This window comes from Streptomyces daqingensis (assembly GCF_014645895.1).
GTDB lineage: Bacteria > Actinomycetota > Actinomycetes > Streptomycetales > Streptomycetaceae > Streptomyces > Streptomyces daqingensis.
The window spans coordinates 59,942-73,974 of the sequence record NZ_BMMP01000019.1; the positions used below are offsets into that span (position 1 = coordinate 59,942).

General features: G+C 70.8%; 12 protein-coding genes. 6 read left to right on the top strand and 6 right to left on the bottom strand.

Going from position 1 to position 14,033, the window contains the following annotated elements:
• Nucleotides 1–2: 2 nt before the first annotated feature.
• From IEY56_RS24190 to IEY56_RS24210, 5 genes are all read right to left on the bottom strand, one after another.
• The gene (locus IEY56_RS24190) at nucleotides 3–1,850 is read right to left on the bottom strand and encodes a lipid II flippase MurJ (protein ID WP_189039388.1); all 1,848 of its coding nucleotides are present in this window, start codon (nucleotides 1,848–1,850) and stop codon (nucleotides 3–5) included.
• On the bottom strand, nucleotides 1,847–3,178 hold the full coding sequence (locus IEY56_RS24195; protein WP_229712159.1) for an O-antigen ligase family protein: 1,332 nt from the start codon (nucleotides 3,176–3,178) through the stop codon (nucleotides 1,847–1,849). The genes IEY56_RS24190 and IEY56_RS24195 overlap by 4 nt, the downstream gene beginning before the upstream one ends.
• Nucleotides 3,179–3,429: 251 nt before the next feature.
• Nucleotides 3,430–5,037 carry a sugar transferase gene (locus IEY56_RS24200; protein ID WP_189039389.1) on the bottom strand — a complete coding sequence of 536 codons (1,608 nt, stop codon included), beginning with the start codon at nucleotides 5,035–5,037 and terminating at the stop codon, nucleotides 3,430–3,432.
• A complete protein-coding gene (locus IEY56_RS24205) occupies nucleotides 5,034–6,233 on the bottom strand; it encodes a glycosyltransferase (RefSeq protein ID WP_229712160.1) in 1,200 nt (399 codons plus the stop codon). The genes IEY56_RS24200 and IEY56_RS24205 overlap by 4 nt, the downstream gene beginning before the upstream one ends.
• A gap of 73 nt (nucleotides 6,234–6,306) precedes the next feature.
• Nucleotides 6,307–7,440 (bottom strand): DUF3344 domain-containing protein, encoded by a 1,134-nt coding sequence (locus IEY56_RS24210; protein ID WP_189039390.1) that lies wholly within the window; start codon nucleotides 7,438–7,440, stop codon nucleotides 6,307–6,309.
• 176 nt (nucleotides 7,441–7,616) lie between these two features.
• Here IEY56_RS24210 and IEY56_RS24215 point away from each other — a divergent pair, with 176 nt between their 5' ends.
• From IEY56_RS24215 to IEY56_RS24230, 4 genes are all read left to right on the top strand, one after another.
• Nucleotides 7,617–8,141: a GNAT family N-acetyltransferase gene (locus tag IEY56_RS24215; RefSeq protein ID WP_189039391.1), complete on the top strand. Its 525-nt coding sequence runs from the start codon at nucleotides 7,617–7,619 to the stop codon at nucleotides 8,139–8,141.
• Nucleotides 8,142–8,305: 164 nt separating this feature from the next.
• The gene (locus IEY56_RS24220) at nucleotides 8,306–8,596 is read left to right on the top strand and encodes a DUF4229 domain-containing protein (RefSeq protein WP_268241345.1); all 291 of its coding nucleotides are present in this window, start codon (nucleotides 8,306–8,308) and stop codon (nucleotides 8,594–8,596) included.
• A gap of 187 nt (nucleotides 8,597–8,783) precedes the next feature.
• Entirely contained in the window at nucleotides 8,784–10,136 is a 1,353-nt protein-coding gene (locus IEY56_RS24225; protein WP_189039392.1) for a dicarboxylate/amino acid:cation symporter, read from the top strand.
• A gap of 176 nt (nucleotides 10,137–10,312) precedes the next feature.
• Nucleotides 10,313–11,233, top strand: a complete 921-nt coding sequence (locus tag IEY56_RS24230; RefSeq protein ID WP_189039393.1) for an aminoglycoside phosphotransferase family protein — start codon at nucleotides 10,313–10,315, stop codon at nucleotides 11,231–11,233.
• A gap of 7 nt (nucleotides 11,234–11,240) precedes the next feature.
• Here the strand turns inward: IEY56_RS24230 and IEY56_RS24235 are convergent, their stop codons facing one another.
• Nucleotides 11,241–12,614 carry an NsdA family TPR-like regulatory protein gene (locus IEY56_RS24235; RefSeq protein WP_189039394.1) on the bottom strand — a complete coding sequence of 458 codons (1,374 nt, stop codon included), beginning with the start codon at nucleotides 12,612–12,614 and terminating at the stop codon, nucleotides 11,241–11,243.
• Nucleotides 12,615–12,833: 219 nt separating this feature from the next.
• Here IEY56_RS24235 and IEY56_RS24240 point away from each other — a divergent pair, with 219 nt between their 5' ends.
• Together IEY56_RS24240 and IEY56_RS29225 are read left to right on the top strand one after the other, a co-directional pair.
• The gene (locus tag IEY56_RS24240; protein ID WP_189039395.1) at nucleotides 12,834–13,373 is read left to right on the top strand and encodes an ATP-binding protein; all 540 of its coding nucleotides are present in this window, start codon (nucleotides 12,834–12,836) and stop codon (nucleotides 13,371–13,373) included.
• 411 nt (nucleotides 13,374–13,784) lie between these two features.
• A complete protein-coding gene (locus tag IEY56_RS29225) occupies nucleotides 13,785–14,003 on the top strand; it encodes a DUF7848 domain-containing protein (protein WP_444544896.1) in 219 nt (72 codons plus the stop codon).
• Nucleotides 14,004–14,033 lie beyond the last annotated feature (30 nt).

Sequence of the window (14,033 nt, forward strand, 5' to 3'; positions counted from 1 at the left end):
GTTCACTGGACATGGGCGAGCCTTCGTTTGACGGTGGCGAACAGCTGCGGCACTTCCGGCGCCCGTACGAGGTGAGCCACGGACGCGAAGACGACGAGCACGGCGACGCCGCCGGCCAGCACCCCGGCGAGCGGGTCGTGGACGAGCTGGGCGGCGCCCCAGCCGGCTCCCGCGGCGGCGGCACAGGCCGCCGCCAGCCGGGCGATCCCGGCCGCGACGCTGCGCACGTCGATGGCGACCACGCGGGCGCCCAGTCCCCGCAGCAGCAGCAGGGCGGCGAACGTGATGCCGAGGGCGTTGGCTGCGGCGATGCCGTGCACCCCCCAGAAGCGCACCGCGACCGCCCCCGCGATCACGGTGACGGAGAGGCCGGCGCCCATGACCGCGGCCGGGTACCACGGAGGCCGGTCGCCGGAGAAGAAGGGGCGCACGAGCGCGCCCACCATGCTGTGGCCGAGCAGGCCGCAGCTGTAGACCCGCATCACCGACGCGGTGTCGCCGGTGTCGCGGGCGTCGAACGCGCCCCGCTGGAAGAGGAGCTGGATGATCTGCGGGGCGCAGGCGGTGACGAACGCGGTGCCCAGCAGCACGACGATCGCGACCAGCGCCAGGTCGCGTTCGACGCGGCGGCGGGCCCGCTCCCTGTCGCCGTCGGCCATGGCCCGTGCGACGACGGGGAAGGTGACGGTGCACACCATGAGGGAGAGCACCATCGGCATCTGCGCGACTTTCTGCGCGTAGTTGAGGTGCGAGATGGCGCCGGCGGGCAGCGGAGCGGCCAGGAAGCGCTCGAAGAGCACCTGTCCCTGACGTGTCAGGGCGAAGCAGAGCACAGGGGCGAGCACTCCGAAGCTCAGCAGTACGACGGGCCGGCGCGCGACGCGTCCCCCGATGCGCTCGCGCACGCCCTCCCGGAGCCCCGGCCCGGCGCCCGCGGCGTCCCCCGCCGGAGTCGCGTCCGCGGCGGACGGGACGGTGCCCGGCGTGCTCGCGGCGCAGGCAGCGGGAGCGAGAGGGTCGGAGTGCCCGCGGCGGGCCGCTCGTCCCGGCAGCCGCGCGAGGAACGGGGGAAGTTGGACGAGGACCATCAGCAGCCCGCCGACGGCGACCCCGAGCGCCGCCGCCCGTACGCCCATCTCTGCGTGCCCGGCGAACATCACGGCGATGATCGCCACGTTGTAGGCGACGTAGATCGCGGCGGGGGCGACGAAGTGCCGGTGGGCGCGGAGGGCCGCACTGCAGTATCCGGCCAGGCCGAACGTCGCGACCGTCAGCGAGGTCAGGCGCATGCAGTCGACGGCCGTTCCCTCGTCGGGGAGCCCAGGCGCCAGCAGCCGCACCAGCAGCGGCGCGGCCCAGGCCAGCAACGCGGCCGCCACCGCCAGCCCGAGCGAGAGCCGCGGCAGCGTCGCCGTCACGACGGCCCACACGGGGTCGGGCCCGCCGGGGAGCTCCTCGCCGTCGCCGCGGTCGCGGGCCGCGCGCTGTGCCAGGGCCAGACTGAACGCGGGCACCAGGACGAGCGCCATCGCGTCCTCGATGAGGAGCGTCGACGCGAACTCCGGCACGGTCCACGCGACGAGGAAGGCGTCGGTGTCGGCGTCGGCGCCGAAGAGGCTCGCGATGGCCTGGTCGCGCAGGAGGCCGAAGACGGCGCCCGCCGCGGTGAACGCCGCGGTGACGGCGGCCGCCCTCGCCAGGAACCGGTTCAGCCGAGGGGGCTCGCCGGTCTCCGGGCCGGTGCCCGTCCCGGGGCCGCCGCCGTCCGGCGCGGTCGTCTCCGGGCGGACGCCCTTCGAGCCGGGCAGGGGTGCGTCGCCGGCCGAGCGGGAGGTGTGCGTGTCCGTCATGGGAAGGACGTCCCGCCGTCGGCTCCGGGGCGGACCGCCAGCGCCCACCAGGCGACCGCTCCGAGGACGACGGCCGTCAGCACGGTGGAGGGCCCGCCGATGTCGGCGTAGAGGAAGTCGACGGCCTGCCAGACCAGCAGTCCGGCGGCGACGAGTCCGCAGTCGGCGGCGCCCGGCGCGCCTGACGTGTGCTGCTCCCCGGCGGCCGCAGGGTCCGCGGCGTACCCGCGGCCGGCCCGTCGCGCGACGTGCAGACGCCGCATGCAGCACAGGCCGAGAGCGGCCCCGCCGCCGACGAAGGCCACGCTGCCGACGAGGCCCTGCTCGCTGAGGACCAGCAGATACATGTTGTGCGGCGAGAGCAGCGGCTCCCGCTGGAAATGCATGCCCGCGCCGGCCGTGTCGCTCCCGGAGGACAGGCCGAGGGAAGCGTGCCCGTCGCGGTGGGCGGGGAAGTTCTTGGGGCCGACGCCCGTGGCGGGGTCGGACTGCCAGATGCTCACCGCGGCCGCCCAGAGGCTGTAGCGGTCGGTGACGGACCGGTCGGGCGCGGAGTTGACCTCGAAGATGCTGCTGACGCGCTCCTCGAACATCGCGGAGCCGACCCCCGCTCCGCCGACCACCACCACCGCGGCGGCAGCCAGCGTGACGAGGACCAGCAGCGCCCGGCGCACCCCGGAGAGCAGCAGCACGGCCGCGCACGCCAGAGCGGTGGCGATCCACGCGCCGCGGCTGAAGGAGAGGACGAGCGGTGCCGTCAGCGCCGCCGCGCACCACAGCGAGCAGACGCGCATCCGCCGCGACGTCGTACCGGCCGGGGCGACGCCCAGCGCGAACGCCGCGACCAGCGCGTACGAGACGACCGTGGACATCCCCATGACGTCCAGCGCGCCGAAGGTGCCGACAGCGCGGATGTCCTGACCCATGTAGGAGGCGCCGGTCCCTGTCAGGTACTGCACGACGCCCACCGCGCCCTGCACCAGCCCGAGCAGCATCATCGCGCCGCACAGGACGCGGAAGTCGCGGGCGTCGCGCATCGTCAGCAGCAGCGCGGCGGGGACCACGACGAAGATCTGCAGGTAGCGGGCGAAGCCGGTCAGGCTCGCGGAGGGATCGGCGGACGCGGCGGTGGTGACGGCGAAGGCCACGGCCGGTGCCCCGAGCACCAGCGCCGCCCTGCCAGTCAACCGGCCGCCGCGTCCGCGCAGCAGCCTCACCAGGCACCACACCACCAGCACCAGTGAGGCCGCGTCTGGGACGGTGACCTTGCCCGACGCCGTGACGTCGCCGGTCTGCACCGGCGCACACAGCACGAGCACCGTTGCCACCGCGGGAAGCATCGGAGCCCAGCGTTTCCAGAACCCGCTCCGCGTCCAGGACTTCGGACCCGCGCGGCCCGTCCGGTGGTCGCGCAGGTCCCGCTCGTCCCGGAAGCGGGGGTCGTGGGGCGCGGGCGGGCCCGGCGGACCCGCCGGGGGTTCCGGGGCCGGTCCGTCCGCGCGGTACGGCTGCCCGGCCGTCCGCCGCCCGTCCCCGTTCGGCGGACGCCGGCTCTCCGGCAGCAGGACGGTCACCGCGCTCACCGCCCTTCGAGGCGGAAGAACGACGTCACGGTGCGGCACATGATCTGGACGTCCTGCCACAGCGACCACGTCTCGATGTAGTGGTTGTCGAAGCGGGCCCGGTCCTCGATCGAGGTGTTGCCCCGCAGCCCGTGCACCTGGGCCAGGCCCGTGATGCCGACGGGGGAGCGGTGGCGCTCGGCGTAGCCGGGGAGCTCGTCGCTGAACTGCTGGACGAAGAAGGGCCGTTCGGGACGGGGGCCCACCAGGCTCATGTCGCCGCGTACGACGTTCCACAGTTGTGGAAGCTCGTCCAGGGAGGTGCGGCGCAGCAGCCTGCCCACGGTGCTCATCCGGTCGTCGCCCGCGACGCTCCACAGCGTCGCCGCCTCCGTGGCGTCGGCGGGCTTGATCGTGCGGAACTTCAGCAGCGTGAAGGGACCGCCGCCCAGTCCGACCCGCTCCTGACGGAAGATCACACCGGGCCCGTCGGAGAGCCGCACGGCCAGCGCACACGCCGCCAGCACGGGCGCCGCGACGATCAGCGCGGGCACCACCAGGACGAGGTCCAGCATCCGCTTCCGCCAGCTCCAGCCCGAGCGCGGGCACTCCAGGGAGAGCCGCCGGCAGGAGAAGCCCCACACGTGCGCGGGGCCCGCCCCGTGCGTGCCGTGGGCGCCCACCGCGCAACCGGGCCGCACCAGCCACCCGGCGACGCCCCGCTCGCCGAGCAGCCCCGCGAGCAGCGCGTTCTGCGGCTGCTCCCAGGGGGAGTGCAGGAAGACCGCGTCCTTGACGGTGTTCTGGATGACCGCCCGGGTCACGTCCTCCAGGGTGACGACCACCGGCAGCGGCGCTTCGCCGGCGGGCGCGCCGCCGCCCGTCCCGCCGTTCTCCGCCCCGAGGTCGACGAAGCCGACCGGCCGCAGTCCGTAGCGGGGCTGCTGCGCGAAGATCCCGGCGACCGTCCGCGCCAGTTCGCCGCTGCCCACGACCAGAGCTGGACGCGGACTCCGCCGTGCCCTGGCGTGCCGCAGGCCGTGCACGAGGGCCCGCGCCGTCGCGGTGAGAAGGGAACCCGCCGCGATGGCGGCGAGGAGCACCATCCAGTGCAGCCCCGCGGGACGTCCGAACGCCGCGAGCAGCGTCGCGGCCACGCACCAGGCGACGGCGGTGCGGGCGGTCAGGGCGGGCAGTTCGTCCAGCGCGTACGTCTGGAGGCCCGGCTGGTAGAGGCCCTTGCGGGCGTTGAGGGCGAGGACTCCGCAGACGACCGCCCCCAGCAGGAACGGGTCGGCGGTGCCTTCGCCCACGGCGAGGACGACGGCCGCCGAGGACAGGGCGTCGGCGGCGGCGAGCGCGCCACCGCCGCGGTGACGCAGCCGCAGCAGGTTCTTCCGCCGCCGCAGCCCGCCGACGGGCGGCGGCGGGGGCGACGTCTGGGACACCCGGGGGGCGGCCGGGGCGAGCGTGACGGTGCCGTCCGGCAGGTCGCCCTGCCCCGGCCGGGGGCCCGTGCCCCGGGTGCCGTTCGCCGCGCCGTCGCGTGCGCTGCCCTTGTCGGAGACCGTCCTCGTGGCGACGCCCGCGCCCCGCGCCTTCTCCTCGGCGCTGTCCGTCGTCATCGGGTCTGCCGCCGGCCGTCCGCAGGGGCGTGGGAGCCGAGCACTTCGCGGTACAGGTCCAGCACGGAGGAGGCGGTACGCCGTACGTCGAACTCGGCCGTCACATGCTTGCGGGCGGCCTCCCCGAGGTGGGCGCGGAGAGCGTCGTCACGCAGGATCCGGGTCACGGACGCGGCGAGAGCCTCGGGATCGTCCGGCGGCACGAGGCACGGATCCTCCTGCCCGGGCGGCAGGCACTCGCGGGCGCCGCCCACATCGGTGACGACCACGGGCCGCCCGCAGGCCATCGCCTCCAGCGGCGTCAGCGCCATCCCCTCCCAGCGCGACGGCAGAACGGTCACGTCGGCCGCGGCGTACCACCGGTCCACCGCCTTGCTCGCCCCGGCGAAGAGCACCTGCCGCGGCGCACGGGCCTCCAGCGCCGCGCGGTCCGGGCCGTCGCCGACGAGTACGAGCCAGGCGCCGGGCACCTGCTCGGTGACGTCCACCCACGCTTTGAGCAGCGACTTCTGGCCCTTCTGGGGGCACAACCGTCCGACGCACACCACGAGCGGGGCGTCTTCGGGGAGGGCCCGGAGCTGCGGGAGAGCCGCCCGGCACGCGGCCCGCGCGGCCTCGTCGTCCCCTGGGGAGACGCCGTCCCCACCGCCCCCGGAGGAGACGGTGAAACGGCCGAGGTCCACGCCGTTGGGCACGACGGCCCACCGTCCGTCGACGCCCGCCCGCTCACCCGTGCGCCGTTCGGCCTCGCTCACGCACAGCAGACGGTCCGTCCAGCGGGCCGCCGACCGCTCCCACGCGCGCGCGAGCAGCGCCGTCGCGCCGTGTACGGCTTCGAACGACCAGGCGTGCGGCTGGTAGACCGTCGGGACGTGTCCCCGCAGCGCGAGGCGTGCAGCCAGCCCCGCCTTCGCACTGTGCGCGTGGACGATGTGCGGGCGCACCCGCCGGATCAGCCGGTGCGCCCGCACCGTCTCCGCGGCCACCTGCGGGCCCAGCTCCCGGACCGCCGCCCAGTGCTCGACGTCGGCACCCGCCGCGAAGGCGTGCCCGCCGAGGCTTCCGCCCGCCGGGCAGCCCACGACGACGCGCACACCGTTCCGCACCTGCGCCCCGACCAGGTCGCTCACGACCCTGGCCACCCCGCCGTCGACCGGCTGAGCCAGGTGGAGAACCGTGAGACGGTCCTTTCTCACTTCGCGCTGGGAAAGCACCCGAACGTCTCCTCAAGCGTCACTGCCGAATACGTGTCCGGCGGGGTGGGGAAGGTCAGCGCCTGGTGCCGAACTGGGCGAACACGGCACCGAGCAGGTAGTCGTCCTCGGGCGACGCGAACCGGAGAAGGAGATTTCCCGCGCCGGAGCGCAGCGCCTCGCTCGCGTCGAATACGTCCGAGTCGTATCCGAGCGTGTTGCGGTGGGCGGGAACCCTGCCCTGTACTTCTTTTCCGCGGTCGGTGATCGTCGAATTGAAGGTGTCTCCGGCCGGGTTGGCGGAATTCGCCAGCGGAACGCCGGCACGCTTGTTCGGGGCGAGGGTGAGGGACTCACCGCCTGAGCCCCGGTCCCCGTCGTAACCCACGACGCCGACGGATCCCTTCGCGTTCGCCGGCACGTTCGTGCGGCGCGTCGCGATGGGAAGCCCTCCGGGGTGTTTCTCCGTCGCCGCGAATCCGTCCCAGACGGTCATGTCCCGAAGCGGCGAACCGCTGTTCTCGTAGGCCACGACGAGCGTCCAGCCGCCCCACGCGCCGGCCTTGGAGTGCCCCATCGCCACGTTGAGCTGCGCGACCGTGTACGCGCCCGGGCCGTGGTTCCTGACCAGGGACGTCACGTTCGCGGACGCCTGGTAGGCGTCGGCGCCGTCCTGACGGCGGTGCTTGTGGACGGTGTCCGCCTTGACCGCGCGGTAGCTTCCGCCCGGCTCGGCGAGCAGCACGCGGCCGTTGTCCTTCGCGGGCTTGACCTCGCCGACACGGAGGTTGCCGCCCCAGTACAGGCGCGCGTAGGACACCTTCGACTTCTTGGGGAGGCGCAGGACCGCACGGGTGGAGTTGTACGTGTTCTTGTCGCGGTCGATGTCGGAGTAGAACATCTTGTAGCCGTCATTGCGGCTTTCTCCGCCCCGCTGCGCGGAAGCGCACGGTTCCGAATTGCCGACCGCGCTGCGGCAGGTGATCGCGGAGTTCGCCGCGGTGGCGATTCCGCCGTGCTTGACGGCGTGGTAGCGCTCCTTGAGCGCATTTCCGGAAGGGGCTTTCGTGGAAACTCTGTGCCCGGACGCGCCCTCCTTCGCCGCGGTGTGCGTCGCGGAACTCGCGGGCGCCGTGAGTGACACCGTCGCCGCCGCGCACAGGACCGCGCACCACAGACCGTGAGCCGCAGTTCTTCTCTTGTCCACCATGGATGGTTCCGCCTCCCGTCAGAAAACAGAGAGACCTTGACAAAGGCGCTGACGGATTCCCGAGCGGCTCGCCGGTCATTTTTCCTTTTTCACTGACTAGCGGACACTCGATGGGCGCTACGGAGCCGAACGGAGCACGGAAAGAGCAGGAACCGGCCGTGGGCTAGTGTCGGAGCATGCCGCTGAGCTTCGAGACGGACCCGGCGATCACGCGTGAACTCAGCGACGGGCTCAGCTCGTTGTGGGCGGACGTCACCAACGCGGACGGCGCGGTCGGCTTCCTTCCCCCGGTCACTCCCGAGGACGTCCGCCCCGACCTGCTCACCCACCTGGCGGCCGTCGACTCCGGCCGCACCCGGATGCTGATCGGCCGCGACGGGACGGGCGCGGTCGCCGCCAGCGCTTTCCTGGCCTTCAACGCGCACCGGCTCAAGCGCCACTGGTGCTCCGTCTACACGGTGATGGTGCATCCCGGCTCGCAGGGCCAGGGCCACGGGCGGGACCTGATGTCCGCGGTCGAGAAGGCGGCGCGCGACATCGACGGCATCACCGCGCTGCGGCTCAGCTGCCGCGGCGGGCTCGGTCTGGAACGCTTCTACGTCAGCTGCGGCTACCGCGAGGTCGGACGTCTGCCGGGGGCGATCATGGTCTCCGACGACGACTTCAGGGACGACGTCACGTTCTGGCTGTCGCTCACCTGAGTCCCGGGAGCGGCGACGTCCACCCCCGGGAGCCCCGGGAGCCCCGGAGGGCCCAGGATGATCGCCTTCAGCGCTGTGTTTGACTGGAATGCGAGCCGCCGGCGCCCGTACGCACTCAGGCCGGAACCGGCGCCGTCCCGTCAGAGAAGCCCGGAGAAGATCTCGTGAGCAGCAAGTCGCACGCAACGCTCCGCTACACCGCCATGAGGGCCGGAATCTTCGCCGGCTGCTTCGTGGTCGTCGCCGTCCTGGCCTACGTGGGGATCATCCCGGAGGGCATCGGCAAGTCGAACCCGCTGTGGGTCGTGCTCATGGCCCTGGTGCTCTCTGCCCCGCTCAGCTACGTGCTGCTGCGCAAGCAGCGCGACGAGATGTCGGCGCAGCTCGTCGAGGGCGTCGACCGTGCCAAGCAGCGCATCGCGGCCAACCAGGGCCAGGAGGACGGCGCGGCGTAGCGACGGGCGCGGCCTCCGCGTCACCTCCCCGCAGGCGGCGCCCGGACTGTAACGCGAGTCACGCTCCGCTCCCCGGTGCGCCGGGAATGACCGTCATGCACCGGTGCGTTGTGGGTCGTCGTACTCCGCGAAGGAAGAACCTTCGGGGAGCCGCATTCCACGACCCTTCGCCGAGCGGGAGCGCGACGTGACCTCGTCCCCAGACACCTCACCGGAGACCCCGGACGCCTCGCACACCGCGGCACCCGGCCGGAGCCGAATACCCCGCGTCCCGTTCTGGGCGCAGATACTGCTGGGCCTGGTCCTCGGCGTAGCGCTCGGCTGGGCGGCACGGAGCGGCGACGTCTCCTGGCTGGGTACCGCGCTCACCAAGACCGGTGAGATCTTCGTCCAGCTGCTGAAACTGGTGGTCGCCCCGCTCGTCTTCTTCGCGATCACCATCTCGATCACCAACCTCCGCAACGTGCACAACGCCGCACGGCTGGCCACCCGGACGCTGCTGTGGTTCATGGCCACGTCGCTCATCGCGGTCGCCATCGGACTCGTCATCGGGCTGCTCACGCACCCCGGTTCGGGCACCGGACTCTCCGCCGGAGACGCCGCCAAGCCGGAGGAGGCGGGCAGTTGGCTGGACTTCCTCACCGGCATCGTCCCGACCGACATCGTCACGCCGTTCACCGAACTGCAGGTCCTGCAGATCGTGTTCATGGCCGTGGTCGTCGGCGTCGCCGCGCTCAAGCTCGGCGAGAAGGCGGCACCGCTGCTCACCTTCGGGGAGGCGGTGCTCGCGCTGCTGCAGAAGGCGCTGTGGTGGATCATCCGGCTCGCGCCCGTCGGCACGGTCGGCCTGATCGGTACCGCCATCAAGGACTACGGCTGGGACCTCATCGGCAAGTACGCGACGTTCACGGCCGACGTCTACATCGGCTGCGCCGTCGTCCTCTTCGGCGTCTACCCGCTGCTCCTGGCGACCGTCGCCAAGGTCAACCCCCTGCAGTTCTTCCGCGGCGCGTGGCCGGCCATCCAGCTGGCGTTCGTCTCCCGCTCCTCCGTCGGCACGATGCCCGTCACGCAGAAAGTCACCGAACGCCTGGGCGTGCCGCGGGACTTCGCGTCGTTCGCCGTGCCCTTCGGGTCGACGACGAAGATGGACGGCTGCGCCTCCATCTACCCGGCCATCGCGGCGATCTTCATCGGCGAGTTCTACGGGATCCAGCTGGGCCTGCGCGAATACCTGCTGATCGTCGTCGTCTCGGTCATCGGCTCCGCGGCCACCGCCGGGCTCACCGGCGCCACGATCATGCTGACCCTCACGCTGTCGACACTGGGGCTGCCCCTCGCCGGCGTCGGACTGCTGCTCGCGATCGACCCGATCCTCGACATGATGCGCACCGCGACGAACGTGGCTGGACAATCAGTATGCACGTTGCTCGTCGCCGCGCGTGAGGGCATCCTCGATCGCGACAAGTACGCGAGTGCACGGGGCGCTGACCTGGACTCCTTCGAGCCCGAGGGGCAGCCGGCGACTGCGGCGGCGTAGTCACCGCGGGCCGACTCGACAACTCCCCTGGTCTCTCTGGAGGTCGGGGGAGTTGCCGTGTTCTGGCGCCATGGCGTGGGCGCTCGGTGGGTACGGTCGATCTGGTATCTGCTGTGCTGCATCGTCTGCCTCGATGTGGCCCAGCACGCGTGCGTGATCGAGGGGAGCGATGCGGCATGCCGTCGGGCGATGCGCAGGGCCTGGAAGAGGGATTCACGTCGGCCGGGACTGCGGCGGTCATGGCCGCGGCATGCCGACAGGTTGGCCTCGACAGCGAGAGTGCGGAGCTGATCCGCTTCGGTGAGAACGCCCTGTTCCGGCTCTCGTCGCACCCGGTGATCGTTCGCATCGCACGGTCTACGGACTATCTGCCGTCGGTCCGGAACGAGGTTCAGGTATCGCGGTGGCTGTACCGCGAGGGGTTCCCGGCTGCGCGCGTCCTGGAGGACATCGAGCAGCCGATCGTCGTGGACGGGTGCCCTGTCACGTTCTGGCACCTCATTGAGGAGGGCGACCGCAAAGCGACGTACGGGGAGCTGGGCGGCCTCCTCCGAGACCTGCACGCCCTGCAGCTCCCGGAGGGGCTGGAGCTCCCGCCGTTCACGGTGTTCGGCAGGACGGACCTACGCATCAAGAAGGTCGCTGAGATCTCTGAGGACGACCGCGAGTTCCTGCGGAAACGTGGGCGCGAGCTGCGCGACCGGCTGGCCGAGCTGCGTTTCGAATCCCCGCAGGGCCCGGTCCACGGAGACGCTCATGTGCAGAACCTCATGGTGGACCGCAGTGGGAAGGTCCTGCTCATCGACTTCGAGGGATTCAGCTTCGACCACCCGGAGTGGGACCTGATGGTCACCGCGACCGAGCACCACAGCCTCGGCTGGCAGACAGACGAGCAGTACGCAAGCTTCGTCGGCGCATACGGGCGAGACCTTCGTGACTGGCACGGGTACTCGACCCTGCGCGGCATCCAGGAGTTCCAGATGACGACCTGGCTGATGCAGAACATCGGTGAGAGCCAGAAGGTCGCCGACGAATACGCGCGACGCATCGCCTCACTGCGCGACGACGACGCTCCACGGAATTGGCAGCCCGGGTGAGGCCCGCCTACTCATCGTCCAACTCGGCCATGGCTTCGTGCACTCGGTCGTTGAACTCCTGCACCGCTGGACTGGTGGCGTGTACGGAGACCTCGCGCTGGAAGTCCGTGACGTAGCGCTGAAAGCGTGAAGACTGGAGCGCGTCTCCACCGTCCACGGCCAGGCCGGCGGTTGTCACAGCGGCTTCGAGCTCGCCGTTCAATAGCTGACTCTGCGCGAGCACCATGCGGCAGAAACCCAGCGTGCGGGCGTACTTGGGGTCGGTAAGTTCGACCGCACGTTCTGCGAACCGTATGGCCTCTCTGCCCTGTTTCAGGTCGCGGAAGCAGTGGCAGAACTCTCCGACGAGTTCGGCCTCGTCCATGTACGCCAGCCAGTCCGGGTCGTCGGCGGTCTCCGCCCGCTCGAAGAAGCGCTCTGCCTCGTTCATGGCGTGCGTCGCGCCCCTGGCGTCCCCAGCTGTGGACAAGGCGCGGGCTTCGTGAGCAGAGAACAGAGCCATGGCGCGAGGTGTCGAGCGGCCCTTCCCGCCCTCGACGGAAGCTCGGGCAAGGCGCACAGCTCTCGGGGCTTGGCCCAAGTAGTTCGCCTGATGGCTCATGTTCGTGAGGATGCGAGCGCCCATCATGCGGTCATCGACCACTTGAGTGAGTCGCAGTGTGGCTATGAGGTAGCGGTCGGCTAACACGTGGTTGCCCGTGTCGTACGCGGTCCACGCGAGGAGTTGGGAGATCTCGGCTGCGGCGCCGAAGAGAGCGTTGCCCACCTTGTCGCTGTAGCTGGCGTTGAGCAGAGGCAGTACGTCCTCGCGGAAGTAGTGACGTAATGGACGGTGCCCATGCCCACCGCCGAACTTGAAGTCGAGATGCATGAACATCTCGGCGGCCGTTCGCATCGCTGCGACGTCCCTCATTCCGACACGGCGGGAGCTTGCGTCCGGTGGGGTGAGGCCGTCCGGACGGGAGACGAGCCACGACAGTACAGCTGAGTTGACCTCACCTTCGGGCAGGAGCAGGTCATCCGTGGACTGGTCCTCCGGACGGAGTTGGGTCAGCGCGTCCATGACGCTCAACGCTTCTGGAAGCGAAGCGGCGTAAGTGGTGCCGATGCTCGGGGCTGTTGCCGTGGCGACTCCGGGAAAGCCGAGGTCGCTGGGCGTGACTCTCCGCCGCAGCTTCTCGCCGAGCGCCTCTGCCAGGAACCCCGCGGTCTGCGGCTGGATGCCGCTGCCATCGAGCCAGCGCTGTACGGCGACGTGGGTCGTGCCCACGTGTGCGCCACGTCGGCGTGCAACGCCCTGGATCCGTCTCGCCAGCCCCTTGTTGGAGACGCCGGCCTCTGCCATGAGTGCGGCCAACCGGTGATTCGGTTCCTTGCTCATGATCCCCCTGCTACCGCGCGGGATGACACTAAGTGTTCATGGTGCCACGGACCACGGACACAGACGGAGGGGGTTCACGAGTGAACCCCCTTGCGATCCCCGTGAACCCTGGTGTGCACGTGAACCCCCTTGTGAACACTCCCCGTTACGTCTGAATCGCCCTTCACTGGTCTGCACACAACAGCGGGAGCCCTCCCGCTGGTGACCAAGGAGTGAGCGATGAAGTCCAGTGAGGTGCGAGAGCTACCGCTGCGAGCGGCCGGGCTCGCTCCGCTGGAGCCGGTCACGCTGGCGACAGCAGAGCGCTTCCGCTCGATCATGCTCGTAGCCGAGTCTCCCGAGGCCGCTCGAGTTGCACGGCAAGCGGGGCGGGAGGTCGTCCGGGACTGGGAACTGCCGTTGTCGGCCTGCGACGTAGAACTCTGCGTCTCAGAGCTCGTCGGCAACGCGGTCCATCACGCCACCCCGGACGGACGACTCACTGCCTTCGGCGGGAAACGGCATGTTGCTGTGGCCTTCCGGGCGTGGTCCCACTGGCTTTTCGTCGAAGTGTCCGATGAGGACTCAACTCCTCCGATGCTTCCGATCGGAGAGCTCCTCGAACCGGACCTCTCGCTCCTCGAGTCGGACGATGTGCTGCCGGACAGCGGTCGTGGCCTCTTCCTGGTGCAGAGCGTCGCTGACGCCGTCTGGTGGGCACCTCGCCACACAGGGGGCAAGAGCGTCTTCTGCCGCTTCGACGTCAACGAAGCCGCCTGAGCATGAGAGGCGGTTCGCAGACTCTGGAAGAGCACAGGCAGCCGACACCCGTCGTCAGGCGGGTCGCGGTGACTCTTCCAGGGACCGGGCGGAGACCAGCAAGGACTCCGTTGCGGTGGGTGGCCTCCCGATCTCCTCGTACGCCGAACGGGAGGTCACCCGAATACCAGGAGGGACACAGGTGGTTGGAGTGTCGAGCAGAAGTCGACGGATCACCGCGGTACGCGTGCGGCGAGGCGACCTCGTGAGCGTGCGCGGGCGTTGGCTGGAGGTGAAGGCGGCCCGGCTTGAGCGTTACGCGACTGGAGGGCCGGCGGTGGTCCTCATCTTCCAAGCCTTCCCGGCTCTTCGCGTACGGGCTGGCGAACGCGTCCCCGTACACAGGAGGGGGTGCCGATGAGCGGGTCTGTGATGCGCTTCGCGGATTGGGGCTTGACCGTCGACCAACACGGAGGGCCACCCATCTACGTCACCGAATGCACCACCTGCGCCGAAGAGTCAGCAGCCTCGAACGACAAGGGCGACCCGGAAATCTGGTGCCTGCGGCACGCCGGTCGCACTGGTCACACAGGCTTCCGAGCGACGTCGATGACCTTCTTCCGGGCTTCTCTGATCGAGGGCGTGCGGTGATGTTGCTACCTCGGCGTATCTGCTGGCGCC

What these genes read in the sequence shown, in the direction of transcription:
- IEY56_RS24240 (WP_189039395.1), top strand. Translation starts at nt 12,834, where the DNA reads ATGAAGTCCAGTGAGGTGCGAGAGCTACCGCTGCGAGCGGCCGGGCTC.
- IEY56_RS24230 (WP_189039393.1), top strand. Translation starts at nt 10,313, where the DNA reads ATGCCGTCGGGCGATGCGCAGGGCCTGGAAGAGGGATTCACGTCGGCC.
- IEY56_RS24210 (WP_189039390.1), bottom strand. Translation starts at nt 7,440, where the DNA reads ATGGTGGACAAGAGAAGAACTGCGGCTCACGGTCTGTGGTGCGCGGTC.
- IEY56_RS29225 (WP_444544896.1), top strand. Translation starts at nt 13,785, where the DNA reads ATGCGCTTCGCGGATTGGGGCTTGACCGTCGACCAACACGGAGGGCCA.
- IEY56_RS24215 (WP_189039391.1), top strand. Translation starts at nt 7,617, where the DNA reads ATGCCGCTGAGCTTCGAGACGGACCCGGCGATCACGCGTGAACTCAGC.
- IEY56_RS24235 (WP_189039394.1), bottom strand. Translation starts at nt 12,614, where the DNA reads ATGAGCAAGGAACCGAATCACCGGTTGGCCGCACTCATGGCAGAGGCC.
- IEY56_RS24200 (WP_189039389.1), bottom strand. Translation starts at nt 5,037, where the DNA reads ATGACGACGGACAGCGCCGAGGAGAAGGCGCGGGGCGCGGGCGTCGCC.
- IEY56_RS24190 (WP_189039388.1), bottom strand. Translation starts at nt 1,850, where the DNA reads ATGACGGACACGCACACCTCCCGCTCGGCCGGCGACGCACCCCTGCCC.